General features: G+C 72.1%; 26 protein-coding genes. 16 read left to right on the top strand and 10 right to left on the bottom strand.

The genetic code is table 11. The features are described from left to right. Positions 1-107: 107 nt before the first annotated feature. Together MTF65_RS03575 and MTF65_RS03580 are read right to left on the bottom strand one after the other, a co-directional pair. A complete protein-coding gene (locus MTF65_RS03575) occupies positions 108-1,145 on the bottom strand; it encodes an NAD-dependent epimerase/dehydratase family protein (protein ID WP_243626714.1) in 1,038 nt (345 codons plus the stop codon). 225 nt (positions 1,146-1,370) lie between these two features. Further along, a complete protein-coding gene (locus MTF65_RS03580) occupies positions 1,371-1,925 on the bottom strand; it encodes a hemerythrin domain-containing protein (RefSeq protein WP_243626715.1) in 555 nt (184 codons plus the stop codon). Between the two features lie 312 nt (positions 1,926-2,237). Between MTF65_RS03580 and MTF65_RS03585 the strand changes: the two genes are divergently transcribed. Then, positions 2,238-3,182 carry a nucleoside hydrolase gene (locus tag MTF65_RS03585; RefSeq protein ID WP_243626716.1) on the top strand — a complete coding sequence of 315 codons (945 nt, stop codon included), beginning with the start codon at positions 2,238-2,240 and terminating at the stop codon, positions 3,180-3,182. 111 nt (positions 3,183-3,293) lie between these two features. Then, positions 3,294-3,986: a UdgX family uracil-DNA binding protein gene (locus MTF65_RS03590; RefSeq protein ID WP_243626717.1), complete on the top strand. Its 693-nt coding sequence runs from the start codon at positions 3,294-3,296 to the stop codon at positions 3,984-3,986. Positions 3,987-4,277: 291 nt separating this feature from the next. On the opposite strand, the gene MTF65_RS03595 is transcribed toward MTF65_RS03590, so the two are convergent. Continuing rightward, on the bottom strand, positions 4,278-5,168 hold the full coding sequence (locus MTF65_RS03595; protein ID WP_243626718.1) for a Rieske (2Fe-2S) protein: 891 nt from the start codon (positions 5,166-5,168) through the stop codon (positions 4,278-4,280). Between the two features lie 192 nt (positions 5,169-5,360). Here MTF65_RS03595 and MTF65_RS03600 point away from each other — a divergent pair, with 192 nt between their 5' ends. Genes MTF65_RS03600 through MTF65_RS03610 form a run of 3 tightly spaced genes read left to right on the top strand, consistent with a single transcriptional unit; the run spans position 5,361 to position 6,987 of the window. After that, entirely contained in the window at positions 5,361-5,792 is a 432-nt protein-coding gene (locus MTF65_RS03600; protein WP_243626719.1) for a hypothetical protein, read from the top strand. Then, a complete protein-coding gene (locus tag MTF65_RS03605) occupies positions 5,786-6,019 on the top strand; it encodes a helix-turn-helix transcriptional regulator (protein WP_243626720.1) in 234 nt (77 codons plus the stop codon). The genes MTF65_RS03600 and MTF65_RS03605 overlap by 7 nt, the downstream gene beginning before the upstream one ends. Further along, positions 6,016-6,987 carry an NAD(P)-dependent alcohol dehydrogenase gene (locus MTF65_RS03610; protein WP_243626721.1) on the top strand — a complete coding sequence of 324 codons (972 nt, stop codon included), beginning with the start codon at positions 6,016-6,018 and terminating at the stop codon, positions 6,985-6,987. Before MTF65_RS03605 ends, MTF65_RS03610 begins: the two co-directional genes overlap by 4 nt. An 82-nt stretch (positions 6,988-7,069) precedes the next feature. On the opposite strand, the gene MTF65_RS03615 is transcribed toward MTF65_RS03610, so the two are convergent. Together MTF65_RS03615 and MTF65_RS03620 are read right to left on the bottom strand one after the other, a co-directional pair. Continuing rightward, positions 7,070-7,444: a toxin Doc gene (locus tag MTF65_RS03615; protein ID WP_243626722.1), complete on the bottom strand. Its 375-nt coding sequence runs from the start codon at positions 7,442-7,444 to the stop codon at positions 7,070-7,072. After that, entirely contained in the window at positions 7,444-7,683 is a 240-nt protein-coding gene (locus MTF65_RS03620) for a hypothetical protein (RefSeq protein WP_243626723.1), read from the bottom strand. Before MTF65_RS03620 ends, MTF65_RS03615 begins: the two co-directional genes overlap by 1 nt. Before the next feature lie 287 nt (positions 7,684-7,970). On the opposite strand from MTF65_RS03620, the gene MTF65_RS03625 reads away from it, so the two are divergent. The 10 genes from MTF65_RS03625 (at position 7,971) to MTF65_RS03670 (ending at position 18,159) form a co-directional block, all read left to right on the top strand. Continuing rightward, entirely contained in the window at positions 7,971-9,128 is a 1,158-nt protein-coding gene (locus tag MTF65_RS03625) for an oxygenase MpaB family protein (protein ID WP_243626724.1), read from the top strand. A 158-nt stretch (positions 9,129-9,286) separates the two neighbouring features. Then, on the top strand, positions 9,287-11,170 hold the full coding sequence (locus MTF65_RS03630) for a serine/threonine-protein kinase (protein WP_243626725.1): 1,884 nt from the start codon (positions 9,287-9,289) through the stop codon (positions 11,168-11,170). 132 nt (positions 11,171-11,302) lie between these two features. Further along, positions 11,303-11,602, top strand: a complete 300-nt coding sequence (locus MTF65_RS03635; protein ID WP_243626726.1) for a hypothetical protein — start codon at positions 11,303-11,305, stop codon at positions 11,600-11,602. Positions 11,603-11,620: 18 nt separating this feature from the next. Continuing rightward, a complete protein-coding gene (locus tag MTF65_RS03640; protein ID WP_243626727.1) occupies positions 11,621-12,454 on the top strand; it encodes a class I SAM-dependent methyltransferase in 834 nt (277 codons plus the stop codon). Positions 12,455-12,558: 104 nt separating this feature from the next. After that, complete coding sequence (locus MTF65_RS03645) at positions 12,559-13,767, top strand: serine hydrolase domain-containing protein (protein ID WP_374207147.1); 1,209 nt, start codon at positions 12,559-12,561, stop codon at positions 13,765-13,767. Between the two features lie 106 nt (positions 13,768-13,873). After that, positions 13,874-15,076 carry an aromatic acid exporter family protein gene (locus MTF65_RS03650; protein ID WP_243626728.1) on the top strand — a complete coding sequence of 401 codons (1,203 nt, stop codon included), beginning with the start codon at positions 13,874-13,876 and terminating at the stop codon, positions 15,074-15,076. A 79-nt stretch (positions 15,077-15,155) separates the two neighbouring features. Next, positions 15,156-16,442: a Dot/Icm T4SS effector Zinc-dependent metalloprotease LegP gene (gene legP, locus MTF65_RS03655; protein WP_243626729.1), complete on the top strand. Its 1,287-nt coding sequence runs from the start codon at positions 15,156-15,158 to the stop codon at positions 16,440-16,442. Beyond that, positions 16,439-17,431 (top strand): MvdC/MvdD family ATP grasp protein, encoded by a 993-nt coding sequence (locus tag MTF65_RS03660; RefSeq protein WP_243626730.1) that lies wholly within the window; start codon positions 16,439-16,441, stop codon positions 17,429-17,431. Before legP ends, MTF65_RS03660 begins: the two co-directional genes overlap by 4 nt. Beyond that, positions 17,428-17,769: a YbaY family lipoprotein gene (locus MTF65_RS03665; protein ID WP_243626731.1), complete on the top strand. Its 342-nt coding sequence runs from the start codon at positions 17,428-17,430 to the stop codon at positions 17,767-17,769. Before MTF65_RS03660 ends, MTF65_RS03665 begins: the two co-directional genes overlap by 4 nt. Positions 17,770-17,922: 153 nt before the next feature. After that, on the top strand, positions 17,923-18,159 hold the full coding sequence (locus tag MTF65_RS03670; protein ID WP_243626732.1) for a chaplin: 237 nt from the start codon (positions 17,923-17,925) through the stop codon (positions 18,157-18,159). Between the two features lie 116 nt (positions 18,160-18,275). Here MTF65_RS03670 and MTF65_RS03675 read toward each other — a convergent pair whose 3' ends face one another. The 5 genes from MTF65_RS03675 to MTF65_RS03695 all read right to left on the bottom strand — a co-directional run bounded on the left by MTF65_RS03675 (position 18,276) and on the right by MTF65_RS03695 (position 23,251). Further along, a complete protein-coding gene (locus MTF65_RS03675) occupies positions 18,276-19,238 on the bottom strand; it encodes an alpha/beta fold hydrolase (protein ID WP_243626733.1) in 963 nt (320 codons plus the stop codon). A gap of 110 nt (positions 19,239-19,348) precedes the next feature. Continuing rightward, positions 19,349-20,578, bottom strand: a complete 1,230-nt coding sequence (locus MTF65_RS03680) for a DUF418 domain-containing protein (RefSeq protein ID WP_243626734.1) — start codon at positions 20,576-20,578, stop codon at positions 19,349-19,351. Between the two features lie 190 nt (positions 20,579-20,768). Beyond that, positions 20,769-21,695 carry a 2-dehydropantoate 2-reductase gene (locus MTF65_RS03685; protein WP_243626735.1) on the bottom strand — a complete coding sequence of 309 codons (927 nt, stop codon included), beginning with the start codon at positions 21,693-21,695 and terminating at the stop codon, positions 20,769-20,771. Beyond that, positions 21,692-22,234, bottom strand: a complete 543-nt coding sequence (locus tag MTF65_RS03690) for a helix-turn-helix domain-containing protein (protein WP_243626736.1) — start codon at positions 22,232-22,234, stop codon at positions 21,692-21,694. The genes MTF65_RS03685 and MTF65_RS03690 overlap by 4 nt, the downstream gene beginning before the upstream one ends. 39 nt (positions 22,235-22,273) lie before the next feature. Next, complete coding sequence (locus tag MTF65_RS03695; protein ID WP_243626737.1) at positions 22,274-23,251, bottom strand: DMT family transporter; 978 nt, start codon at positions 23,249-23,251, stop codon at positions 22,274-22,276. An 83-nt stretch (positions 23,252-23,334) separates the two neighbouring features. Between MTF65_RS03695 and MTF65_RS03700 the strand changes: the two genes are divergently transcribed. Continuing rightward, the gene (locus tag MTF65_RS03700) at positions 23,335-24,276 is read left to right on the top strand and encodes a LysR family transcriptional regulator (protein WP_243626738.1); all 942 of its coding nucleotides are present in this window, start codon (positions 23,335-23,337) and stop codon (positions 24,274-24,276) included. The last annotated feature ends 108 nt before the right edge of the window (positions 24,277-24,384 follow it).

Raw genomic sequence — 24,384 nt, forward strand, 5'->3', positions numbered from 1 at the left:
CGCGGACCGAGCACCGGGCACGGCTCCGAGGCCACGGGGCTGCGGGGCCACGGGGCGCGGGGCTGCGGGGCTGCGGGGCGCGGGGCTGCGGGGCTGCGGGGCTGCGGTCAGGCGGCCAGGGGAGCCGTGGCCATCCCGGCGCCCTCGCGCAGACCCGCCAGGAACTCCTCGATGGCCTGCACCGCCGTGTACTGGGGCTGCCAGGCCAGATCGGTCCGGGCGCGGGCGCAGTCCAGCAGCGGGAGCCGCAGGACCGCGTCGAAGAGGTCCGGGGACGCGGGCACGAGGTGGAGCCGCCAGGCGGCGGCGAGGGCCGCCCGTGCGGGGGCCGCGGGCAGCGGCCAGCGGCGGGCGTGGAGGATCCCCGCCAGGACGTCCGCGTCCACCGGAGGCTCGGCCGCGAGGTTGAACGCCCCGCGCACGGGGAGGGTGGCGGCGGCCAGGTAGGCCGTCGCGGCGTCGTCGGTGTGCAGGGCCTGGAAGGTGAGGCCGGGCAGATCGGGGACGGCCGGGATCAGGCCGGGCCGGACGAGGCGTCCGGGCAGGAGGCGTCCGGCGAAGATCCGGCGTTGCTCGGCGGCGGCGGTCCGTTTGAAGAGGAACCCCGGGCGCATCCGGACGACGCGCAGGTCGGGGTGGTCGCGCTCGTAGGTGTCGAGGACGCGTTCCAGGTAGGCCTTCTCGCGGGTGTACGCGGCCTGCGGCCAGCCGTGGGTGGGCCAGGACTCGTCGACGGCACGGTCCTTGGGGCCGGGAGAGTACGCGCCGACGGAGGAGGCATAGACCAGCGCGGGCACCCCGGCGTCCGCGGCGGCCTCGAAGACGCGCAGGCTGCCCAGGACGTTGGTGCGCCAGGTCGTCTCGGGACTGTGGGTCGGCTGGAACTTCCAGGCGAGGTGGATCACGACGTCGGCGCCCGAGAACAGTGGCACGAGGTCCGGGCCGCCCGGCTCGACGTCGGCGGTCAGCCAGGCCGTCTTCGGCGGCCGCCACTCGGGGCTCCTGCGGGCCACGCCGAGGACGGAGGCGACGGCCGGGCTGTCCGCGCAGGCCTGGACCACGCTGGTGCCGACGTTTCCGGTGGCGCCGACGACCACGATCCGCAGGCCGTCGTCTCCGGATTGCATGGGGCTGGTGCGGTTCATCGTGCGCATCCTTCGGTTCGGACGGCGATGGTCTCCCTGACACGGGGCGCCTAACCGGCACGGGCCCCCTCAAACGCTCCGCCAAACGTTCCGCCGCGCGGCGGAACGTTGTGCGGGCCCGCGTTCACGTCCGGCCGGGTGCTCGTACACCGAGGTGGCGTCCACGATCCGGGCGGGCGCCCGCCGGGAGCACAGGAAGGGCCCGACGATGGCAGCAGCGGGTGGTCACCTGCCGCGGCCGGTGACGAAGTCCCGGGCCCGGTCGACCAGACCGGCGCCGGGGGCGAGCAGGCGGTTGGCCGGCGGGGTGTCGGGCATGCCGGGGTGTGGCCTGGTCGGCGCGAGCTTCTTGGCCCGCCGGACCTTGTCGCCCAACTCGTCCAGCGTCTCTTGCGGGCAGGCCTGCCGGAGCCGGGGGAAGAGGGTCCCCTCCTCGTCCCGGACGTGGGCGCTGACCTCGTCCTTCATTACGGCGATGATCCGGTCGAACTCGGGCCCCGCGGCGTCGAGCCCTTCCAGGTCCTTCAGCAACTTCTCGATCCGGGCGTGGTCGGCGATCTCCTTGTCCGCGATGAGGTCGCCGTCCGGCAAGTGCTCCCTGATCGCCGGGTACAGATGCTCCTCTTCGGCGACCGAGTGCCGGACGAGTTCGATCGTCAGCCGTTCGGCGGCCGTCTGCCGCTCGTCGGCCGGGGTGGTGTGCTCGACGTCGCTGAACATCTCGTCCACCTCACGGTGATCCGCGGTCAGTTCAGCGATGACATCGCCGCCGTGTCCCATGGTCCTGCTCCCTTCCGGTGAGGGTTCAACGACCGGGTCCCGTCCCGGTCCCCACCGGCGCCTACCCGGCGACTCGCCGGCCTAACGGCCGCGGTGCCGCCGGCCTGGGGTGTGCGATCCGCACTCGCTGAACTCCGTCCTGGGCCACCCGGCGCGGACTGGACGTTCCGCGTCACCCTCGTAGAGCAGGCGCTCGTGCTCCCCCTGGGCGTTTCCCCGCCGCGCCTCGGGTCCTTCGTGGTCACGGGGCGGGCGCAGCGGCACACTGAGGAGTCCGCGGGGTCCACGACCTCTCACCGCCCGAGGAGTGACGTGCCCGTCCCGGTCATCATCGACTGCGATCCCGGGCACGACGACGCCCTCGCGATCATGCTGGCGGCCGGCGACCCCGCCGTCGATCTGCTGGCCATCACCACCGTCGCGGGAAATCAGACGCTCGCGAAGACCACCTTGAACGCGCGGCGCGTCTGCACGGTCGCCGGGATCACCGGTGTGCCCGTCGCGGCCGGCTGCGACCGGCCGCTCGTCCAGGCGCTCGCCGTCGCGGACGACGTGCACGGCGCCTCCGGCCTCGACGGGCCGCTGTTCCCGGAACCCACCGTGGACGTGGTCCCGGAGCACGCGGTGGACCTCATCCACCGGATCCTGACCGGGCATCCGGAGCCGGTCACGCTCGTCCCGACCGCGCCGCTGACCAACATCGCCCTCCTGCTGACCCGTTATCCGCAGGACACCTCCCGCATCCGCGAGATCGTCCTGATGGGCGGCTCGACGGAGCGCGGCAACCGGACCCCGGCCGCCGAGTTCAACATCCTCACGGACCCGGAGGCCGCGGACATCGTCTTCCGCAGCGGTGTGCCGGTCACCATGTGCGGCCTCAACGTCACCCACCAGGCCCTGGCCACGCCCGAGGTCGTGACCCGCTTCGAGGGACTGGGCACTCCCCTCGGGCGTATGTGCGTCGAACTACTGACCTTCTTCGCGTCCACGTACCGCACCCTGTACGGGTTCCCGCACCCGCCGTTGCACGACCCCGTCGCGGTGGCCCGCGTCATCGATCCCGAGATCGTGCGCTGCGTGGACGCGAACGTGGTCGTGGAGCTGCACGGCCGCTACACGCGCGGCGCCACCGTGGTGGACCTGCACCGCTATGTGGACCGCCCGGTCAACGCCCGCGCCGCGGTGGGCCTGGAGACCGGCGCGTTCTGGGAACGGATGGTCGGCGCGGTCACGGCTCTGGGAGCCCGTACGACCTGACCCGGCCTGACCCCGGCCGGAGCTGCGCGCCACCCGCGACTCCCGCATGCCCGAGGGAGAACCGGGTAGCCGCCCCTCGCACACACCCACCGGCCTACCGAGGTGGTGGCAATGAACGCGAGCGCGAGAGCGAGCGCCGATGCGGATCCCGTCGCAGGGCAGGAGTACGACGCGAGTCCCTATCTGCCGTCGCGCGGCGGCCTGGCGAGCCTGCGCCGGGCGGCGGCCGGCTGCAAAGGATGCCCGCTGTTCGAGAACGCCACGCAGACGGTTTTCGGCGCGGGACCGGCCCACGCGCGGCTGATGCTGGTCGGAGAGCAGCCCGGCGACCAGGAGGACCGGCAGGGCGAACCGTTCGTGGGCCCGGCGGGAGGGCTCCTGCGCAGGGCGCTCGACGAGGCCGGGCTCGGCGACGAGGACGTGTACCTGACCAATGCGGTCAAGCACTTCAAGTTCACGGTGGCCCCACGCGGCAAGCGCCGCATCCACAAGGCGCCGAGCCTGCGGGAGATGACCGCCTGCCGGCCCTGGCTCGCGGAGGAGCTGCGGCTGGTCTCCCCCGAGGTGCTGGTGGTGCTGGGAGGTACGGCGGGCAAGGCGCTGCTCGGGTCCTCGTTCCGCGTGGGCGAGCGGCGGGGAGTCCTGCTACCGATGCCCGCGCTCGACGGCGGGGATCCGGAAGCGGGGCACGGGCAGCTGCTGGCGACGGTCCATCCGTCGGCGGTCCTGCGGGCCGACGACCGGGAGGCGGCCTTCCGGGGCCTGGTCGCCGACCTGTCCGTGGCCGCGACCGCGCTGGAATGAACGCGGTCGCCCTCGTCTTCTCACGTCTTCTCAGCGTTGGCCGGGCAGGCCGGCGCCCTTACGGGATCCTCGTCCGGTTCTCGTTGTTCCGCCGGACCCGCTCGGCATCGGGCGGACTCTGCGTGCTGCCTGTTCCGGTCCTCGATGGGACCCCCGGCGGGCGGCCGTGCTCGTCCACCATCGCGCCCTCCTGCTGAAGGGGAGCGCGAACCTGCTCTTCTCCTCCGCTCGGCTCCCGCTCCGGCTCTCGTTCTCCGTCCTGCACGACCGTCACTTCCTTCGCCCTCTGCATCAGTCGTCGCCGTACGACCGGCGGATGAGACGCGCTTCGACGTGTCCGTCGGTGACGCGGGTTTCGAAGGCGGGCTGCGGAGCCGTGGCCGGTCCCTCCACGTTCCAGCCGTCGACGAGACGGAACCGGCTGCCGTGCCAGGGGCACCGGACGCAGCCGTCGGCGATCTCCCCGTCGAAGAGAGGCCCGCCCATGTGGCCGCAGCGCCCGGTCAGCGCTCTGACGGCGCCACCTGCTTCCCGTACGACGACCAGCGGCTCGTCCTCCGCGTGGCGCTTCACGGGCCGGCCCACGGGAAGGTCCTCCAACTCACCCAGGTCGTACCACCCGGTACCGATCTGGTCGGGGACGGCTTCGGCGTGGTTGGTTCCCGCGCCCTGCCGGTACGCCATGTGTCCGCCCAGCGCGCCGCCCGCGCCCACCAGCGCGAGGCCGGCCAGTCCCCAGGCCCTGCCCTGTACGAACCGTCCGCGGGCTCGGGCGGCGTAGGAGAACCCGTAGAGGATCACCCCGCCCGCGTTGGCCGCCGCGTGCACCACGCCGACCCGCTGCTGCGGGCGCCGAAGCTCGGCCCAGTCCGTCCAGCCCGCCCAGGCGGCCGGCCCGGCGGTGGCCAGGCCGACACCCACCAAGGTCCGCGCGGCCCGCTCCTGCCCGGGGACCAGGTCGAGCACCGCGGCCGAGATCCATGCGCCCGTCGGCAGCTGCACCAGGGCCGGATGGAGCGGATGACCCAGCCAGCGGCCGTGCAGCACATCCCGGAACCCGCCCAGGGGCAGCGACCGTACGGCCGCCCTGCCCGCGTCGATCACCCCGTCGGCCCCCGGCCACTGCTCGACGCGGTCCACCGCCCGCAGGAGGCAACCCGGGCCCGCACGCGAACCGGACATGTACAGCACCGTTCCGACGGCTTGCCTCAGTCTTCGCGAGATTCCCATGCCCGGCGTCTAACCCGCAGACGCGACGGCAAACGGCAAACAACGCCCTGGCGCCGCATCCATGTCTGGTTTATTTGACATGAGGTACAGGTGCTTTTACATTGCGAGTGTCAAAGTTCTTTTACACGGGGAGTGGGCGGGAACGTGGCCTTTCAGGAGAAGCGTGCGTGGATCATGGCCGTGGTGGCCATAGGCGGGTGCGCGGCCTACCTGGCCGTCGTGCTCGGGCGGGCAGACGGCGGCATCCCGCTCGCCGAGGTGTCGTACGTGGCTCCGATGCTCTGGAGCATCGGTCTCTCGATCGCGGCCTCCATCGCGCTCGGCATCGCGGTCGCGATCGCCTCGCCCGAGGATGCCGACGTCAAGGACCAGAGGGACCGGGAGATCAGCCGGGTCGGCGAGTACGCCGGCCAGTCCCTGCTCGTCGTCGGCGCCGTGACGGCACTGGCCCTGTCCATGGCCGAGGTCGGCCATTTCTGGATCTCCAACACGATCTACCTGGGGTTCGCCCTGTCGGCGATCCTCGGGTCCATCGTGAAGATCGCCGCCTACCGGTGCGGATTCCAGTCGTGGTGAAGCCGACGGGGATCACGAACCGGATCCGCATCCTTCGCTTCGAGCACGCGGAGATGACCCAGGCAGAGCTCGCCCGGCGTATCGGGGTGACCCGTCAGACCGTCATCGCCATCGAGAAGGGCCGCTACTCGCCCTCCCTGGAGACGGCCTTCAGGATCGCCCGCGTGTTCGCGGTACCGCTTGAGCAGGTGTTCCAGTGGACAGACGAAGAAGGGACGACGCCGTGAAGGCGGTCGCTCAGTACGCGTACGGCTCCTGCGAGGTTCTGGAGCTCAGAGACATCGAGAAGCCGACCCCCGGACCGGGCGAGGTGCTGATCCGGGTCCGCGCCGCCGCCGTCGACGCGGGGGTCTGGCACCTCATGACGGGCCTGCCGTACCTGCTGCGCCTCTTCGGGTACGGGCTGCGCGCGCCCAAGGTCCCCGTCCGGGGCCGGGAGCTCGCCGGCCGCGTCGAGGCAACCGGGGCGGGCGTGACCCGTTTCCGCCCGGGCGACGAGGTGTTCGGTATCTGCGAGGGTTCGTTCGCCGAGTACGCGGTCGCCTCGCAGGACAAACTCGCGGCCAAGCCGGCCGGCCTCCCCCTGGAGCAGGCGGCGGCCATGCCCCTGTCCGGCCTCACGGCCCTTCAGGCCCTGCGCGACGCGGGACACGTCCAGCCGGGTCAGCGCGTGCTGGTCATCGGAGCGGCGGGCGGCGTCGGCAGCTTCACCGTCCAACTGGCCAAGGCCTTCGGCGCGCACGTCACGGGCGTGTGCAGCACGAGCAAGACCGAACTCGTACGTTCGATCGGCGCGGACGATGTCATCGACTACACCGCCGAGGAGGTCACCGACGGCCGGCGCGGCTACGACCTCATCATCGACACCGCCGGCAATCGCCCCCTGTCACACCTGCGGCGGGCCCTCAGCCCGCGTGGCACCCTCGTCATCGTCGGCGGGGAAACCGGCGGCCGGTGGCTCGGCGGCACCGACCGGGTCATGCGCGCGGGACTGCTGAGCCCGTTCGTCCGCCACACCTTGCGCGGATTCATCTCCAAGGAACGCCGAGAAGATCTCGACATCCTGGTGCGGCACATCGAGGCCGGCGCCCTGACCCCCGTCATCGACCGCACGTACGCCCTGCCCCAGGCCCCGGACGCCATCGCACGCCAGCATCGGGGAGAGGCACGCGGAAAGATCCTCGTCATCCCCTGAGGGGCCGCCCAGGCCGCCCAGGCCGCCCAGGCCGCCCAGGCCGCCCAGGCCGCCCAGGCCGCGCGGCGGTGTCGCCGCCGGTTCAGATCCGCCAGGCGCGGATGCGGTCGGCGGCCTGGTAGACGGTGCTCTTGCCGGCCTGGATGTCGCGGACGAGCTCCACCAGCGCGCCGCAGGGCGGGTCGATGCCTTCACCCGAGGCGTGCATGTAGGCGGCTGCGACCTGGCAGGCATACAGCGAATTGCGGTACGGCAGCGGCTGGAGCAGCACCAGGGTGTGCAGGAGGGCCGCCGCGCGCCAGGCGGGGTCGGGCTCGGCCGCCGTGGGGCGGGGGATGCGGGTCTTGTGGCGGGCCACGGCCGCGACCAGGGCCGAGTAGTCCGCGACGGTGACGTCCTCGGGGACGGCCTGCTCCTGGACGTCGAGGAGCCAGGGAACGTCGATGTGCAGGACCATCAGGCGGCGTCCGCCGCGCTCCGGGGGGTGGAGGGGGGAATCTCGTCGGGGAACGCCTCGTCGAAGGCGGCCCGGTTCATCTCGCCCCAGGCGGCGGCGTAGCGGACGAACTGGCGGCGCTGACGCTCGCGCAGCGGGAGATCGTGCACATACTGCTTGAGGGATTTGCCTTCGGCGGCCGCGGCGGCGCGGACCTCCTCCAGCTCCTCGTCGGTGAAGGTGATGTTCAGGGAGGGCATACGGGCATGGTACCTAGTAGGTACCATGCGCCGCCAGGGCGGTGGGGACACTCGCGGACAACTGTCCGTGGCGGCCGCCGTTCCGTTGGGGTCCGGCGGGCGGCCCTCAGCCGTCCAGGTGATGGCGAAACGATCCTTCGCACGGGGGGTGTTCCCAGGGGGCCTCGCGCCTCGCGAGCATCGAAGGGTCCGGCCCCCGCCGGATCACCGCCCGCCGGGCCGGACCCACCTCCCGTCTCCGTGCCCGCAGGCGATTCACCCCCGCCATGCGAACGATGGAGTCTTCTGTGGCATTGACGACCGCCACGATCGCCGCCGAACTCGAAGCGGCCAACAAGGTCGGTGACCCCGACGCCGACACGCTGGTGTCCGATCTGATCGACAACCGGGAAGTCGACGGGGTCAACGCCCTGTTCCGGACCATCAACAAGCTGGGCCCCAACCAGGACCTGTCGCTCCTCCCGCCGCGACTGGCCGAGTTCCTCAAGAAGGCCGCCGCGCCGCCGCCGGACTGGAGCGAAGCCGACGTCAAGGCCGCCGAGGGCTTCTTCGCCCACCACCACGGTGAGGCCTCGATGCTGCAGGGCACCGTGGGCCTGATCGGCACCTACCTGTCGCCGACGGGAGCCTTCACGCTCCGCTCCACCGGCCGCCTCGGCGGAGTCGAGGGACCCGGCCGGCGCCTGTCGCAGTCCTCCCGCCTGTTCGTGGACATGGGCAACAAGAACGCGATGCGCGACGGCAGCCTCACGGCGACCGTGACCAAGGTGCGCCTGGTCCACGCCTCGGTACGCCAGCTGCACAAGAAGAGCGGCGTGTGGGACTACGCCAAGTGGGGCGAGCCGGTCTCGCAGAAGTACACCACCGGCGCCACCTGCGTCTTCTCCACGCAGATCCTCCAGGGCATGAAGAACCTCGGCCTGGACGTCTCCAAGGACGACGCGCGCGGCTTCATGTGTGCCTGGCACTACGTCAACCACTACCTCGGCACGCCGGAGAAGTGGCTGGTGCCGAAGGACGTGGACCAGACCGAGGCGCTGTGGAACCACGTGCGGGACCAGGAGTGGAAGAAGACCGACGACGGCGTGTTCATGACCGAACAGGCCATCAACTTCTACCGCAAGTTCCTGCCGCCCGGCGCCCATGACATGTACGTCGCGATGATCCGTACGGCACTGACCGACAAGTACGCCGACATGGCCGGGCTGAAGCGGAACGCGCTGCTGGACGCGGGCGGCAAGCTCGCCGCCGGCGGCCACAGTGTGCTGAGCGGCACCGCCGGCGGGCTGCTGGGTGGCGGCGCGAAGAAGACCGTCGGGGTCAACCCGTACAAGGAGATCCTCGGCATCGCCTCGAAGGCGTTCAACGAGGTCGAGCGGTACGCGCTGACCCACGACGAGGACGACCAGCCCCAGATGCACCAGGAGCTCGACGACAACCGCTGAGCCCGGCAACCAGGGTGGGTCGGGACGGGCTCGGTGCCCGTCCCGACCCGGTCCGCTCCGGTCTGGTGCAAGGGAAGTCGGCTTTCAGGTCCCGGTGTTGCCGGCTCGGGCACATCGGGTAGCTTTCTGGAAACTGATTCCAATTCTACGGGGCTGACGTGTTAGAGCTGAGGGGGAGCGGGGCCGAGCCGCTGGAGGCGGAGGACCCGTGTCGGATCGGGCCGATTCCGCTGGCGGGCCGGCTCGGAGCCGGCGGAATGGGGCGGGTGTACCTCGGGGTCCACGAGGGCCGGTACGTCGCCGTCAAGCAACTGCTGTCCTCCGTGGTCGGCGAGGACGAGGACTTCCGGCGCCGGTTCGGGCACGAGCTGGACAACCTCGCCCGGCTGCCCGCGGAGGCCACGGCACCGCTGCTCGCGAGCGACCGCACCGCCCGGCCGCCGTGGTTCGCCACTCCGTACGTCCCCGGGCTCACCCTCAGGGAAGCCGTCGAGCTGCACGGCAGCCCGCTGCCCCCGAACGCGCTGTGGCTGCTGCTGCGGGAGGCGGCGGCGGGCCTGGCGTCGGTCCACGCGCTGGAGATGGTGCACCGGGACCTGAAGCCGTCCAACGTCATGCTGACCCTGGACGGGCTCACCCTCATCGACTTCGGCGTCGCCCGGGCCGCTGAACAGAGCCAGCTGACCAGGACCGGCATGGTCGTGGGTACGCCCGCCTACATGGCTCCCGAACAAGCCTCGGGCACACGGCGGTTGAGCGGCGCCACGGACGTCTTCGCGCTGGGCTCGGTACTCGCGTACGCGGCGTGCGGCCGACCGCCCTTCGGCGACGAGTCGGGGCACGGCGTGCTGTACCGCATTGTCCACGAAGAGCCCGACCTGGAGCCGTTGCGGGTGCTGGAGCCGGATCTCGCCGAGCTCGTCGCGGCCTGCCTCGACAAGGACCCCGAGGGCCGCCCGACCGCCGCCGAGCTGCTCGAACGCGCCTCACGGCAGGGCCCGTTCAGCGGTCCGCTGTGGCCGGCCGCCATCACCGGGCGGCTGACGGAGCGGGCCGCCTTCGCCGCTGACGTGCGGGAGATCGACGTACCGACGCTCCCGCTCGCGGGTGAGAAACCGCAACCGGAGAAGGACCCGGGGCCGAAGCCCGCGCCGCCCGGCGCCGAGGCCCGTCCGGAGCAACCCGAGCAGCCGGAGCGGCGTGAACGGCCCGAGCGGCGCCGCCGTACCAGCGTCCTCCTCGCCGTCGTCCCCGTCGTCGTGGTCGCGGGTGGTACGACGCTCGTCATCCAGCACGCACCGTTCACGTCCTCGCCGCACGCCAAAGCGCAGACCACCCCCCTCGCCCCGGTCACGGCGCCGGTCGGCCCGACGCCGTCGACGGCGGGCGGCAGCCCGTCCGGAGCGGCGTCACCCGGGCAGTCGCCGGCCCAGGACAAGGCCGACGGGGACGGCGACGACAAGGGGCAGGGAGGGACGGCCGCCCCACCCGACTCGGTCGCCGGCGCCGCCGGAACGGCCCCCGGCCCGGGCAGCGGCGGTGCCGGCGGCGGCAGCACGCAGAGTGGCGCGGGCGGCTCCGGAGGTTCCGGGAACGCGGGCGGCACCGCCAGTTCGCGCCCCTCCGGTGGCGGTACGTCCACGGCCCCCACCACGGCCCCGGCACCGCCGGCGCCCCCGGAATCCGGCACCTACCGCTACCGCAACGGCAACAACGGCAAGTGCATCACCCAGATCTTCGGGGCGTCGGACTTTGGCGACTGCTCCGATTCGACCGCCCGCTGGACCGTGCGGAGCAAGCAGGACGGCAGCTTCAAGCTCGTCAACCAGCAGACCGGTCAGTGCCTGTACGCCAACGGCCTCGGCCAGGCCGTCTTCGTGGGCGACTGCGCGCAGGACATCGGCCGGCTGTGGCGTACGGGTTCGGACGGCAGCCTCCGGAGCGACTACGGCGGCGGCTGCCTCGACCTGGGAATGAGCAGCGGCCTGGTGACGACGTCGTGCGCCGGGCACGCTTCGCAACGCTGGACGCGGCAAGCCTAGTCTGGACAGTTCCTCCACACAGGCGGGGTTGTGCCCGGCCGGTGCCGCCCCGATAGTGGGTACCGGCCGGGCCTCCTCGTGGGCGCCCGCTCGCGTAGACCGAGGCACCTTCCTCCTCGTCGGGGGGCGACGATGAAACGCGTACTTTCCCTGCTCAGCTCGGTTGTCCTGGGCGCCGCCCTGACGGTTGCCGTCGGGAGCCCCGCGTCGGCCGACGCGTACGACTGCCGTACCTGGTACCAGTCGAGCACCACCGCCGCCGGTACGTGTACCAATGGCACCGGCGAGTTCCGTGTCTACACCAGGTGTGACCGGTTCCTCCAGCAGGACTACACCGTGTACGACCCCACGTGGGACCGTGTCGGCGCCACCAGCACCGCCACCTGCTACAGCGGCGGCAAGCCCTACGGCGCGGGCATTCAGGTGCGTTGACCCGGAGGTGGTGGGGCGTTGACAGGTGAGCCTCGGCAGCAGTCCGCTCCGGTCGTGCGGCCCGCGGTGTGGGAGACGTACGGGCCGGCCGATCTCAGTGCCGTTCCCGTGTTCGCCGGAGGGTTCATCAACTTCGGCTACTGGAAGGCCGTCGATCTCGAACGCCCGCTGTCGCAGAGCGACCGGGTCCGCAGCGAGCGGGACCTCTACCGGCACGTCCTCGACGCCGCCGCCCCCGGGGGCGGCCGGGCCGTGGAGATCGGCTGCGGTCTCGGCGTCGGCTGCGCGCTCGCCCTGGAGGAGTACCGGCCCGCGGACATCACCGGGGTGGACATCCATCCCCAGCAGCTCCAGCGGGCCCGGGACGTCAACGCCCCGCTCCTTGAAACACGGCCGCGGCGGCTGCGCTTCGTCCAGGGAGCCGCCGAGAGCCTGCCGTTCGGCGACGGGGAGTTCGACTGCCTGTACAGCGTCGAGGCGGCCCAGCACTTCCCGGACCTGGACGCGTTCGCCCGGGAGACGGCGCGGGTCCTGCGGCCGGGCGGGCGGGTGGCGGTCGCCAGCTTCTTCACCGTCGAGGGCACTCCCCCGCAGGCAGAGCGGCTCGCCGGACTCCTCGACTCCTTCGCCAGCGGCCTGGACATCGCCCGGCCCGTCTCCGGGCTCACCGACGCTCTCGCCGACGCCGGTCTCATCGACGTCCGGGCCCGCTCGATCGGCGCACAGGTCTGGCCCGGCTGGGACCGCTGGCTCGCCCGCCTCTGGAAGCCGGGCTCTTGGCCCCGGAACTTCCTTGCCGCCTGGGAGCAGCGGATCCTGGACTACTACCTGGTCACCGCCACCCGGCCGTAGCCCCTGGGGGGACCGGGGTACTGGTCGAGGGCGTCGGGGCAGGACCCGGGTCCTCGTGCCCGCGGGCGATGTTCCGGGCCAGATCCGCTTCCTAGTCTCGGGGCATGCGATCACACGATTCACGCACCGTACGAAATGCCGTGACAACGTCCGGGCTGCGACGGGCAGTCGCCGCGATGGCGATGACGGCCGCCGCCCTGACCGCCGCCGGCACGCTGCCCGCGTCGGCGGCGCAGGCCCACGACGCCCACGGCCCGCGCGATGCCGTACGCCAGGGGCTGGAGCGGCTGGTGACCGACGACCGGTTTCCCGCCGCCCTGGCCGCCACCGTCGGCCGTGACGGGCGCACCCGTCACTACACCGCGGGCGTCGCGGACTTGAGGACCGGGGCGAAGGTTCCCGTGGACGGGCAGGTGCGGGCGGGCAGCAACACCAAGACGTTCACCGCCACGGTCGTCCTGCAACTGGTCGGCGAGGGCACGGTCGATCTCGACGCGCCCATCGAGCGGTACCTGCCCGGCCTGGTGCGCGGAGACGGCATCGACGGCCGCGACATCACGGTGCGCCAGCTGCTCCAGCACACCAGCGGACTGCCCAACTACACCGACTCCATGCTCGATGCCGTCTTCGGCAAGGGCCGCCACACCTACTACCAGCCCCGCGAGCTGCTGGACCTGGCGCTGTCCCGGAAGGCGGACTTCGCCCCCGGAACCAGCTGGTCGTACAGCAACACCAACTACGTCGTCGCCGGCCTGCTCATCGAGAAGGTCACCGGCCGCCCGGTCGCCGAGCAGATCACGAAGCGGGTCATCGACCGCGTCGGGCTGCGCCACACCTACTTCCCCGGTGTGGGCGAACAGGGCATCCGGGAAGTCCACCCCCGGGGCTACCACGCCTCCGGGCCCGGAGCGGCACTGGACGACATCACGGAGATCGACCCCTCCTGGGGCTGGGCCGCCGGGCAGCTGATCTCCACCCCCGGCGACCTCAACCGCTTCTTCTCCGCCCTGATCGGCGGCGAGCTCCTGCGCCCCGAAGAGCTCGCCGAGATGCGCACCACCGTCAAGATCCCCGACGACGGTCCCGGCACGGGGGCCGGGACCCGGTACGGGCTCGGTGTGATCAGCACGCCACTGAGCTGCGGCGGCCTGATGTGGGGGCACGGCGGCGACATCCCCGGGTACCACACGGTGCCCGGTGTCACCGACGACGGCCGCGCCGCCACCATCGCCGTGACCGCCGACCGGGCACCCACCTCGAACGGCTTTACGAACGCCGACGCTCTCCTCGACACCGCCCTGTGCGGGCAGTGACGGCCGGCCCCGCCGGCGGGGCCGCGAACGGCCAGACGGAACGTTTGAGGAGGGGAAATCCGCCCGCACCGCGTCACCCGCAGCCGGCCGGGGAATGCGCGCTGGTATGCCGGAAATGATCCGTAGCTTCGCCACCCGTATCGCCCACCGGCGCCGCGAGCCGGTCGCGGTGCAGGCCGTGCGCTCCACCGCCGCGGCCGTCATCAGCTACGTCGTCGCGCTGCGCCTGAGCAGCGAGCCGAACCCGCTGACCGCACCGCTGACCGCCCTGCTCGTCGTACAGGTCACCCTCTACTCCACGTTGACCACCAGTATCCGCAGGGTGAACTCCGTGGTCGTCGGCGTCCTGATCGCGATCGGATTCAGCGTGCTGGTAGGCCTCACCTGGTGGAGCCTCGGCCTGCTCATCCTGGCCTCCCTGGTGGTGGGCCACCTGGTCCGGGTCGACGAGTTCGTCCCCGAGGTCGCGATCAGCGCGATGCTCGTCCTCGGTGTCACCCAGGTCGCGAACACCGCCTGGGACCGGGTCCTGGAGACGCTGATCGGCGCGGTGGTCGGGCTGTTGGTCAACCTGCTCGTCGCGCCGCCCCTGTGGGTGGGCCCGGCGGGTGCCGCGATCGCCGACCTCGCCGGGCGCATGAGCCGGCTGCTGAACCACCTCGGTGAGGAGGACCCCCTTGGGCCCGCCAAGGTGGAGCGGGCCGCGGCCCGGCTGCACGAGGCGCGCCGGCTCGACAACGACATCGCGCAGGTCGACGCGGCCCTCCGGCAGGCCGAGGACAGCCTCCGCTTCAATCCGCGGGTCAAGGAGGGACTGCTCTTCCGGCTGGTCCTGCGTACCGGCCTGGACACCCTGGAGATCTGCGCGGTGGTGCTCCGCGTGGTCTGCCGGACGCTGACCGACCTGGCGAAGGCCCGCTCCGGCGGACCGCTCTTCGCGGGCGAGACCGCGACCGCGCTTCGGCAGGTGTTCGATCACACGGCCGTCGCCGTGGAGAGCTTCGCCCAGCTGATCACCGCGCAGGTCAGCGCCAACGCGGAAGAGGCGGAGGCCCGCCTGATCGGGGAGCTGGCCGTGGCCCGGGCGCACCGTGACCGGCTCGCGGACCTGCTGCTGGCCGGCGTCGGCGAGAACCCTGCCCAGTGGCAGTTGCACGGGGCGCTGCTCGCCGAGCTCGACCGGGTCCTCGACGAACTGGGGGTGGACAAGCGCTCCCAGCGCCTCATGGAGGAACTCGACCACCACACCCGCACCCGCTCCCCCGGCCGCTTGCGCCGCCGCCTCCGCCGACCCGAATGGACGTACTAGATCACCGGCGGGACGTGGAACACATGGGATGGCGACGTACTCGCCCGACCACTTCCATCCCCTGCAGCGAAGGTGACTCATGAGCGCCGGCCCAGCGGAACCCGATCGCCGAACGAAGAAGACGGCGGCGACGAAGAAGAAGGCAGCCCAGAAGACGGCCCCTACCCGGAAGCAAGCCTCGCCGCGCCGGGCCGCGGCCTCCCGTACATCGTCGAACGGAAGCGGGGAGCTCCGGTCGGGACCGATCGCGGGCACCGCGCTGGTCGACGGCGTGAGTTTCCAGGGCAAGGGTGTCCAGTACGCCGAGGTGGACGGCATGGCGGTGTTCGAGGGGGACATCGTCCTCGGCACCGTGCGGGAGGTGGAGGACCGGGCCGCCCGGGGGTCCCTGCTCGAATCCGTCGGGGTCTCGGCCGTGGTGGCGGGGCGGCAGTTGCGCTGGCCGAACGCGACCGTGCCGTTCGAGATCGACCCTGCCCTTCCCAACCCGCAGCGCGTCACGGACGCCATCGCCCACTGGCAGTCCCGTACCCGCATCCGCTGCGTGGAGCGGACGCCCGCCAACGCCGCGCAGTTCCCGGATTTCGTACGCTTCGTCCCGGGCGGCGGGTGTTCCTCGCACGTCGGCAGACGGGGCGGCATGCAGGCCATCACCCTGGGAACCAACTGCACCACCGGCAATACCATCCACGAGATCGGCCACGCGGTGGGTCTGTGGCACGAGCAGAGCCGCGAGGACCGCGACCAGCACGTCACGATCGATTTCACGAACGTCGCCCCGGACATGCAGCACAACTTCGTGCAGCACATCGCCGACGGCGACGACCTGGGGCCGTACGACTTCGGTTCGGTCATGCACTATCCGGCCACGGCCTTCGCGATCGATCCGAACCGGCCCACGATCGTCCCGCGCCATCCGCTGCCCGAGGGCGTGGTGATGGGCCAGCGCACCGGGCTCTCGCAGGGCGACATCGACGGCGTCCACATGATGTACGCGGGCGTTCAACCGCCGCCCACGTTCAAGGAGATGCCCAAGGATCCGATCGTCGACACGACGGTCAAGGAGATCCCCAAGGACCCGGTACAGGACCTGCCCCACAAGCATCCCGCCCTGGACACCTTTCCGTTCCCCCAGCCGTTCCCCCAGCCGGTCGGCATGCCGTTCGTCCTGGCCACACCGCACCAGTCGCCGGCCCTGGCCGGTCAGACCGACGGACTCACCGAGCAGGTCCGCCAGCTCAGCGCGGTCATCGGCGCGATGCAGCAGGAGCTGGCCGCCGTGGCGGCCAGCCACAGCAGCCTTCTCGCCCAGCTGAGCGGCCAGCTGAGCGGCCGGCTCCCGGGCGGTCCCGGGCAGCCCCGATGATCCTGGTCGTCTCGTACGACGAGGACCACGCCCTCGCGGTCGTCGGCCGCCTGGAGGCGGACGGCCGCGAGGTGGTCCGTATCGACCTCGCCGACTTCCCCGCGCGCGGCGGGATCAGCCTCGACTACACCGCGGACGGGAACCCCGTTCACACGCTCTCGACACCGACGGCTCACACCCCGCTCGACCGGTGCCGCGTCGCCTGGTGGCGGCGCGTGCGCCCCTTCACCGTCGACCGGGCTCTGGCGACCGCTCACGACCAGAGCTTCGCGATCAGCGAGACCGGTCAGGCGCTGCACGGCCTGTTCCACTCCCTCCCGTGCACCTGGGTCAATCCGCCCGCGATGGACGAGATCGCGCACCGAAAGCCCTACCAATGGGAAATGGCTCGGCGTACGGGGCTCACCCTGCCGCGCACCCTCGTCACCAACCAGCCCGAGAGAGCCCGCCGTTTCATCGAGGAGGTGGGCGTCGGCCGCACCGTCTTCAAGGCCTTCATCGCCTCGGCCACCGCATGGCGCGAGACCCGGCTCGTGCGCACCGAGGACCTGGCTGCCCTGGATGCCGTGCGCTACGCTCCCGTGATCTTCCAGGAGTTCGTGCCCGGGGCGGATCTCCGGGTGACCATCGTGGGCGATCGTGTCTTCGCCGCCGAGATCGATGCCTCCCGGACCAGCTACCCGGTGGACATGCGGATGGTGGTCGACGAGGCGCGCGTACGACGGGTCACGCTTCCCCCGGCCCTCACCCGCCAGCTCCTGTGCTTCATGCGCAGCCTCGGGCTGGTGTACGGCGCGATCGACCTGCGTCGGCGTCCCGGAGGGGAGTACGTCTTCTTCGAGGTCAACCCGGCCGGACAGTGGCTGTTCGTGGAGGAGCGCACGGGACTGCCGATCACCGAGGAGGTCGCCGCGCTCCTGTCCCGTCTCGACGGCCGAGAGCCTCGGCGAGCGGGTGCGGTGTCTTCGTCGGCGGGCAGGGCGGGATGACGCACACCGTGACGGGTTTCGTGTCCCTGCCGCCCGACGCGCCCGCGGGCCGGGCCGCCACCGTTCTGGTGGAGGTACGTGACGTCTCCCGGGCCGACGCGCCCTCCACGGTGATCGGGTCACAGGTCCAGACGGGTGTGGAGCTGACCCCGGGTGGCCGTATCCCCTTCGGCGTGGAGCTCCCCGATCTCGGCCCCGGCGGCGCCTACCAGATCCGTGCCCACGTCGATGTCTCCGGGACCGGGACGGTGGAGCACGGCGACCTGATGAGCACTCAGGCCACGCCCGTACCAGCCGACTTCGCCCGTCCTGTGATCGCACCGGTCGCCGTGGTGTAACCCGGAACGGGCGTCGCCCGGCGGGCGCGCGCCGTCGATCGCTGATGGGCCGTTCGGGCCGACGCGCCGGTGGCCGGGTGAATGGCGCCCTGTGCCCTCTGCGGCGGGTGTGATCGTGGGGTCCGACGTTCGGTCATCAGCTCAGGGAGAGACATGCGCATTCGAACTGCGATCGCCGCCACCGTTCTGGCCGCGGCCGGCATCCTCGGCGGCACCGGGGCCGCTGTTGCCGACGCCCACGCCGAAGGCGTCGCCTTCGGCTCACCCGGCGTCCTTTCGGGCAACGTCGTCCAGGCGCCGATCCATCTGCCGATCAACATTTGCGGCAACACCATCAACATCATCGGCCTGCTCAACCCCGCGGCCGGCAACACCTGCATCAACACCTGATCCGAGAGCTCGACGGCATCGTGTGGTCCGCCCGCCGGAAGATCCCGGGCGGACCACACGTGTCCGGCGGAGTCAGGCAGCCTGCGCCTTGCCCGTAGCGCGTTACGGGTTACGGGTTACGCGTCCACCGCGCCGCGGGATCCTGCCGGGTCGAGGGAGTCGACGTCCTCCATGAAGCTCAGCATCCGCGCGTTGATGAGGTCGGGGTGGTCGATCTGCGGTCCGTGACCGGTCGCGGCGACGATCTCGGCGCGGGCGCCCGGTATCAGGCGGGGCACGCGCTCCAGCTGCCGCTTCGGGTGTACGAGCAGGCTGCGCCTGCCCATGATGAGGTAGAACGGCGTCCGAATGGAGCGCAGCGCGTCCTCGGCCAGCGGCAGCGGCGCGGGCCGCCGTATCCGGAAGGCCCGGACTCCCGCCTGGATCCACGTGCGCAGTTCCGGGACGACGAGTACGGGCTGCTCCAGCCAGGAGGCCAGGCGCGGGCGCAGCGCCTTGGGGGCGAAGGTCGCGAAGAGGCTGGCGAAGATCCAGACGAAGAAGCGCAGGCCCACCTTCTCCAGGCCGCCGGGGTCGAGGGCGGTGACCGAGGCGATCCGGCCGGGCCGGCGGTGCACCTGGTTGATGACCAGCCAGCCGCCGTAGGAGGAGCCTACGAGGTGGACCCGGTCGAGGCCGAGTGCTTCGAGGGCCTCGTCGAGCCACTGGGCCGCGCGCTCGGGCTGCCACATGGGTTCGCGGTGGATGCTGCGGCCGGGGTCGCCTGGGGTGTCGAGCGCGTAGACGGGCCGTTCGGCGCTGAGCGCGGGGGTGTTGGGGTACCACATCGCGGAGCAGCCACCGGAGCCGTGGATCAGGACGACGGGCGTACGGGACTCGGCTGCGGGGTCCGCGGGGCCGAAGCGGTAGACGTGCGTGGTGCCGAAGCTCGTCTCCACGTCCGTCTCCGAGCGGATCGGGGCGCCCATCGCGAAGAGCGCGTCGCAGGCGGCGAAGTAGCGGTCGCGCAAGGTGTCGTTGACGTAGCGGCCGATGTCGCGTCGGGCTCGGGCGCGGGTTCGGGTCGTGTTCTCGGACACGGTGGCACCTCCGGGAGGATCCGTTCTTCGTGATACGACGGTACCACGATCTTGATACGGCAGTACCACGAAGGGCCGCGGGCCCGGGCCGGCGGTCGGCCGCGTCGGCTTCAGCCTCGCATCGTGGCCGACGAACGGGCGTGGCGGCTGTGCGGGAGCCGGGCCAGTGTCACCGCCCGCAGCAGCCATTCCACCGGGCCGTACCGAAAGCGGGCCATCAGCCGTGCGCTGAGCGCGAGTTGGGCGGCGTACAGCACAAGTGCCCCGAGTACGACCACGGCCGGGCCGAGGCGGTCGTACAGCGCGAGACCGTAGCCGGTGAAGACGAGGGCGCCGATCAAGGACTGGCTCAGGTAGTTCGTCAGGGCCATCCGGCCGGCCGGGCCGAGGAGAGCGGCCACGCGCGCGCCGCGGGAGGTGTCCATGAGCAGGAGCATCCCGCAGACGTACGCGGCGGTGAGGGCGGGCGCGGTGACCACTCCCACCAGTTGGCCGAACAGCGACCACCGACGCCCGAGCGGGCCGCTGACGGCCAGCGCCATGAAGACTCCGCCCGGCAGGCCCGTGGCGGCTCCGAGGAGAGCGATGCGCCGAAGCCGCGCGCGGTGGGCTTCCATGTCGCCGAGCAGGCGTCGCTTTCCGCAGTGGACCCCGACGAGGAAGGCGGCCAGCACGAAACCGCCCATCAGCACGGTGGCGAGGAGCGCGTCGGGCAGCTGGCCGATGTTGGCGCGCACGACGGACGCCGCATCGCCGCGGTAGCCGGCGACCAGTGCGGGGAATCCGGCCGCCAGCTCGGTCTCCGCGTCGGCCGCCTCGGCCTCCGACTCGACCAGGGAGAGCAGCCCGCCGAGAAGGAGGAGGGCGCTCAGGCAGCCGTACACGATCCGGGCGGCGCGCCAGGCCGCGCCCGGTGAGCAGTTGCGGGCGGCGATCAGGACCAGACTCAGTACCGCGTACGTCATGAGGATGTCCCCGACGTACAACAGCACGGCGTGCAGGGCCCCGAGGACGAACAGGCCGAGCGAGCGGCGCAGCTGCCGGGGCACGGGCCGGGCGCCGTCGCGTTCGGCCGAGGCCAGCTGGAGGGTGAAGCTGTAGCCGAAGAGGAACGAGAACAGGAGATAGAACTTGCCGACCACAAAGGCCTGGATGAAACCCTCGACCGTGCTGTCGAGGGTGGAGGCGTCCGGGTCGTCCACGGCTCCGAGGCCGTACGGGTTGGCCATCATCAGCGCGTTCACCAGCAGGATGCCCGCGAGCGCGAAGCCGCGCAGGGCGTCGAGCTGCGGTATCCGCGGCGGCCGGACTTCTCGTGTGTGCGCAGCCGCTACGGGCACCGCTTCCCCCCAAGTGGTCGTGAGCGCGCCGGCCCCTGCGTCGCGGACACGAGCACTGGTGGGCACGCGACGGCCAGCGTAGTTGATCTCTGTCCGCGGACGACTGCTGCCGGGCGGGCACGGCCCGCAGCGAAGGGGCCGTTGAGTCGCCCCCTCGGTTCCAGCCTCGCCGGCGAGGCTGAGTGGCCCGCTACGCGGTGGGGGACACCCGCCGTTGGTGAACCCTCAGTTGGAGTGTGACCAGGTCGAGCAGCGGGGTCGGGACGGACAGGGCGCGGGCGCGGGCCGTCAGGTCGCCGAAGACGTGCTCGACCTCGGTGGGGTATCCGGCGATCAGGTCGCGGTACAGCGAGGGGGTCAACGGAGAACCGGGAGTTGTCAACGTGCCAGCCGTGGCGGCGAGTTCGGCGTCCGGTACGGGATATCCGGCGGCGGCCGAGACCGCGGCGGCTTCGGCGAGGACCGCGGGGCCGAGTCCGGAGCCGCCGGGGACGGCGTTGAACTCCCCCACCGAGCCCCGCGCGAGGCAGCTCGCGGCGGCCAGCGCGGTGATGAAGACCCACTTGTGCCACATCGCGGCGACGATGTCGGGGACCTGGGGGGTGTCGATCCCCGCCCCGGCCAGCACGGCCCGTATGGCGTCCACCCGCTCGGAGGGCCGGCCGTCGCGCTCACCGGTGAGCAGCGCCGATGGCGGGGCCATCCGTACGATGGTGCCGTGCTCGTCCAAGGTGGTGACCACCTTGGCGACTCCGCCGAGCACCGCTTCGTCCCCGAACCGGTCGGCGAGGTGGTCGAGATGGGCCAGGCCGTTGAGCAGCGGGACGATCGCCGTTCCGGGTCCGACGGCCGGAGCGAGGTCCCGGGTGGCCGCCGCCAGGGCGGTGGATTTCACCGAGAGCAGGACGAGGTCGAACGCCGGCTTCAGCTCATCGGCGGTGACGAGCTGCGGGGTGAGCCGCAGGTCCTCCCCCATCCCGGAGACGCGCAGTCCTCGGGCGCGCAGGGCGGCGGCCCGCGCCGGGCGGACCAGGAAGGTGACGTCCTGCCCGGCGTGGGCGAGGCGGGCGCCGAAGTAGCCGCCGGCCGCGCCGGCGCCGACTGTCAGGATCCTCATGCGGGGGTGCCTTTCGTGAGGGGCAGCGGCTGGAGCAGCCGGTGCGGCCGGTGGAGGGCGGCGGTGACGGGATCGTCGTCCGGGGCGGGCGGTGGGAGGCCCGGGCCGGGGGTGACCAGGAGGTCCGCCGTGTCGACGGCCCGGCCACACCCGGTGCAGCGGCCGTCGGGGGCGACGGGGGCGTCGTCGTCGGCGTGGCGGAAGATCCGGCGCGGGCCGCCGGGGGCGGGGTGGTGTTCGTCCCCCCAGCCGGACAGGGCGCGGACGGCGGGCCAGAGCCCGATCCCTTTGGGCGTGAGTGCGTACACCGCGCGCTGACCGTCCGGGGGTACGCGGGCCAGTACACCGGACTCGGTGAGGCCCGCGAGCCGGTCGGCCAGGACGGCGCGGGGGGTGCCGAGATGGGCGGCGAAGTCGCGGAAGCGGCGGACGCCGAAGAAGGCGTCGCGGACGATGAGGAGCGTCCAGCGCTCGCCGATGACCTCCATGGCGCGGGAGAGCGCGCAGGATTGGCCTTGGTAGTCGCGCGGCAGCGTCACGGGCCCACCCTAGTTGATCAGTTCGGTGAGCGAACCTGTCTAGCGGCGCGTCTCCGCGCGGGCGGCTCCGATGCCCGCCATGACGACGAGTGCGGTGCCGGCGGCCTGCGAGGCGGTCGGGGTCTGGGCTATGAGGACCATGCCCGCCAGCAGGCTCACCGCCGGTTCGAGCCCGGCCAGGGTGCCGTAGGTGGTCTTGGTCATGCGCTGGAGGGCCTTCATCTCCAGCAGGAACGGAACCAGCGGCATCAGGACGGCGATGCCCGCCGCGGCCGCGAGCACCTCCCAGCCGACGTGCGCGAAGGCACCGGGCGCCCCGAAGGGCGCGGCGACGACGGCGGCGACCGCGAGGGAGAGCGCCAGGCCGTGCTGCGCCGAGAACCTGCTGCCGACGTGCTCGGTGCCGATGACGTACATCGCCCAGCAGGCGGCCGAACCCAGGCCGAAGAGGACTCCGGCGAGACTCGCCGTACCCGTCCAGGGCGAGGTGAGGAGCAGGACGCCCGCCGCGGCCAGAGCCAGCCAGGCCAGCTCCCCGCGCCGGCGGGAGCCGGCGACGGCCACGGCCAGCGGTCCGAGGAACTCCAGCGCCGTTGCCGTACCCAGGGGCAGCCGGGCGGCGGATTCCGAGAACAGCAGCATCATCCCGGCGCTGACGGCGCCCAGGGCCACGGTGGTGAGGAGGTCGGTACGCGAGGCCGCCCGGACCACCCGCCACAGGGACCGGCCGGTGAAGGCGAGCAGGAACACCGCCGCGAAGGAGAGGCGCAGCCAGGTCGTCCCGGCGGGACCGAGGGTGTCGAACAGCTCGGTCGCCAGGGCTCCGCCGGTGTGCAGCACCAGCATGGCGGCGAGGAGGAGCACCGTCCCGGGCAGCCGGCGCGGGCCGGGGCCGCGGAGGGTGGCGGCGGCCGGAGCGGCGAACGGAGCGGCGGCGGGAGCAGCGACCGATGCGGTGGCCGGAGCGGCGAACGGAGCTGACACGACAGGCGCGGCCGGGGTGGCGGAGGTGTTCACTCGGACATTTGACCGGTCGGCGTTACATTCTGTCCACGGGCTGATAGTGGACCCAATGGCCACTATGAGTGGATGATTGCGTCATGCCGCCGACACAGGACATGCGCCCCCTTCCGGACCTCGGCCGGCTGCGGCTGCTCGTCGAGCTGGACCGCTTGGGCACCATGGCGGCGGTCGCCGAAAGCACGGGGTACGGGACCTCCGCCGTCTCCAAACACCTCGCCGTGCTGGAGACGGAGGTCGGGACACAGCTGCTGCGGCCCGTGGGACGGCGGGTCCGGCTGACGCCGGCGGGCGAGCGCCTGGTCGAGCACGCGGTCGGCATCCTCGCCGCCGTGGAGGAAGCGCGGGCGGCGCTGAGCGGCGAGGCCGAGCCCTCGGGGCGGGTGCGGCTCGCGAGCTTCTTCACCGCCGTCGAACCGGTGGTGCTGCCCATGCTGGCCCGGCTGCGGGCGGCGTATCCGCGGATCGAGGTCGAGACGTACGAGCACGAGCCGGACACCACCATCGACCTCGTGCGCTCGGGCGCCATCGACCTCGGCGTGGTCTACCACTACAGCCTGGTCCCGCGGACGGTCCCGCGAGAACTCAGCGCCCGCCTGTTCGACGTGCAGCCGCTCTACCTGGCCGTCCCCGCCCACCACCCGGACGCCGGCCGGCCCGTCGCCCTGAGCGAGCTGCGCGAGTTCGCCGGGGCGGGATGGATCGCCAACTCCCGCGGCACCGATGACGACGAGCTCGTCCAGCGGGTGTGCGCGATCGCCGGATTCACCCCGCGCATCGCGCACCGCATGGACAGCCTTCACCTGGTGAACAGCCTCGTCGGAGCGGGCCTCGGAGTGGCCGTGCTCGCCGCATCAGGCATCGAAAGGGACCGCACGGACGTCGCCTTCCGGCCCCTCGACCCGCTCGCGGGTACCCGCCACACGTCCCTCCTGGTGCGCGCCGGCCAGTGGTCGTGGCCGCCCGTCGCGGCCATTTCCTCGCTGATCACCGAGAACGCCCCCGTGACCGTCCTCGGGTAGAGAAGTCGGCGGATCACGCGCCGGGGCGCGCCCCGCGCCTGCGCCCGCGCCCGCGCCGTCGGACCATGCGCTGTCACACGATCGGATGTCAGTACGGCCCAATCCGGC

It is taken from the genome of Streptomyces sp. APSN-46.1, assembly GCF_022815725.1.
Taxonomy (GTDB): domain Bacteria; phylum Actinomycetota; class Actinomycetes; order Streptomycetales; family Streptomycetaceae; genus Streptomyces.

Coding starts and splice junctions, on each gene's coding strand:
- MTF65_RS03575 (WP_243626714.1), bottom strand. CDS start 1,145: ATGAACCGCACCAGCCCCATGCAATCCGGAGACGACGGCCTGCGGATC.
- MTF65_RS03580 (WP_243626715.1), bottom strand. CDS start 1,925: ATGGGACACGGCGGCGATGTCATCGCTGAACTGACCGCGGATCACCGT.
- MTF65_RS03590 (WP_243626717.1), top strand. CDS start 3,294: ATGAACGCGAGCGCGAGAGCGAGCGCCGATGCGGATCCCGTCGCAGGG.
- MTF65_RS03595 (WP_243626718.1), bottom strand. CDS start 5,168: ATGTCCGGTTCGCGTGCGGGCCCGGGTTGCCTCCTGCGGGCGGTGGAC.
- MTF65_RS03615 (WP_243626722.1), bottom strand. CDS start 7,444: ATGGTCCTGCACATCGACGTTCCCTGGCTCCTCGACGTCCAGGAGCAG.
- MTF65_RS03620 (WP_243626723.1), bottom strand. CDS start 7,683: ATGCCCTCCCTGAACATCACCTTCACCGACGAGGAGCTGGAGGAGGTC.
- MTF65_RS03635 (WP_243626726.1), top strand. CDS start 11,303: ATGAAACGCGTACTTTCCCTGCTCAGCTCGGTTGTCCTGGGCGCCGCC.
- MTF65_RS03645 (WP_374207147.1), top strand. CDS start 12,559: ATGCGATCACACGATTCACGCACCGTACGAAATGCCGTGACAACGTCC.
- MTF65_RS03650 (WP_243626728.1), top strand. CDS start 13,874: ATGCCGGAAATGATCCGTAGCTTCGCCACCCGTATCGCCCACCGGCGC.
- legP (WP_243626729.1), top strand. CDS start 15,156: ATGAGCGCCGGCCCAGCGGAACCCGATCGCCGAACGAAGAAGACGGCG.
- MTF65_RS03660 (WP_243626730.1), top strand. CDS start 16,439: ATGATCCTGGTCGTCTCGTACGACGAGGACCACGCCCTCGCGGTCGTC.
- MTF65_RS03665 (WP_243626731.1), top strand. CDS start 17,428: ATGACGCACACCGTGACGGGTTTCGTGTCCCTGCCGCCCGACGCGCCC.
- MTF65_RS03670 (WP_243626732.1), top strand. CDS start 17,923: ATGCGCATTCGAACTGCGATCGCCGCCACCGTTCTGGCCGCGGCCGGC.
- MTF65_RS03685 (WP_243626735.1), bottom strand. CDS start 21,695: ATGAGGATCCTGACAGTCGGCGCCGGCGCGGCCGGCGGCTACTTCGGC.
- MTF65_RS03700 (WP_243626738.1), top strand. CDS start 23,335: ATGCCGCCGACACAGGACATGCGCCCCCTTCCGGACCTCGGCCGGCTG.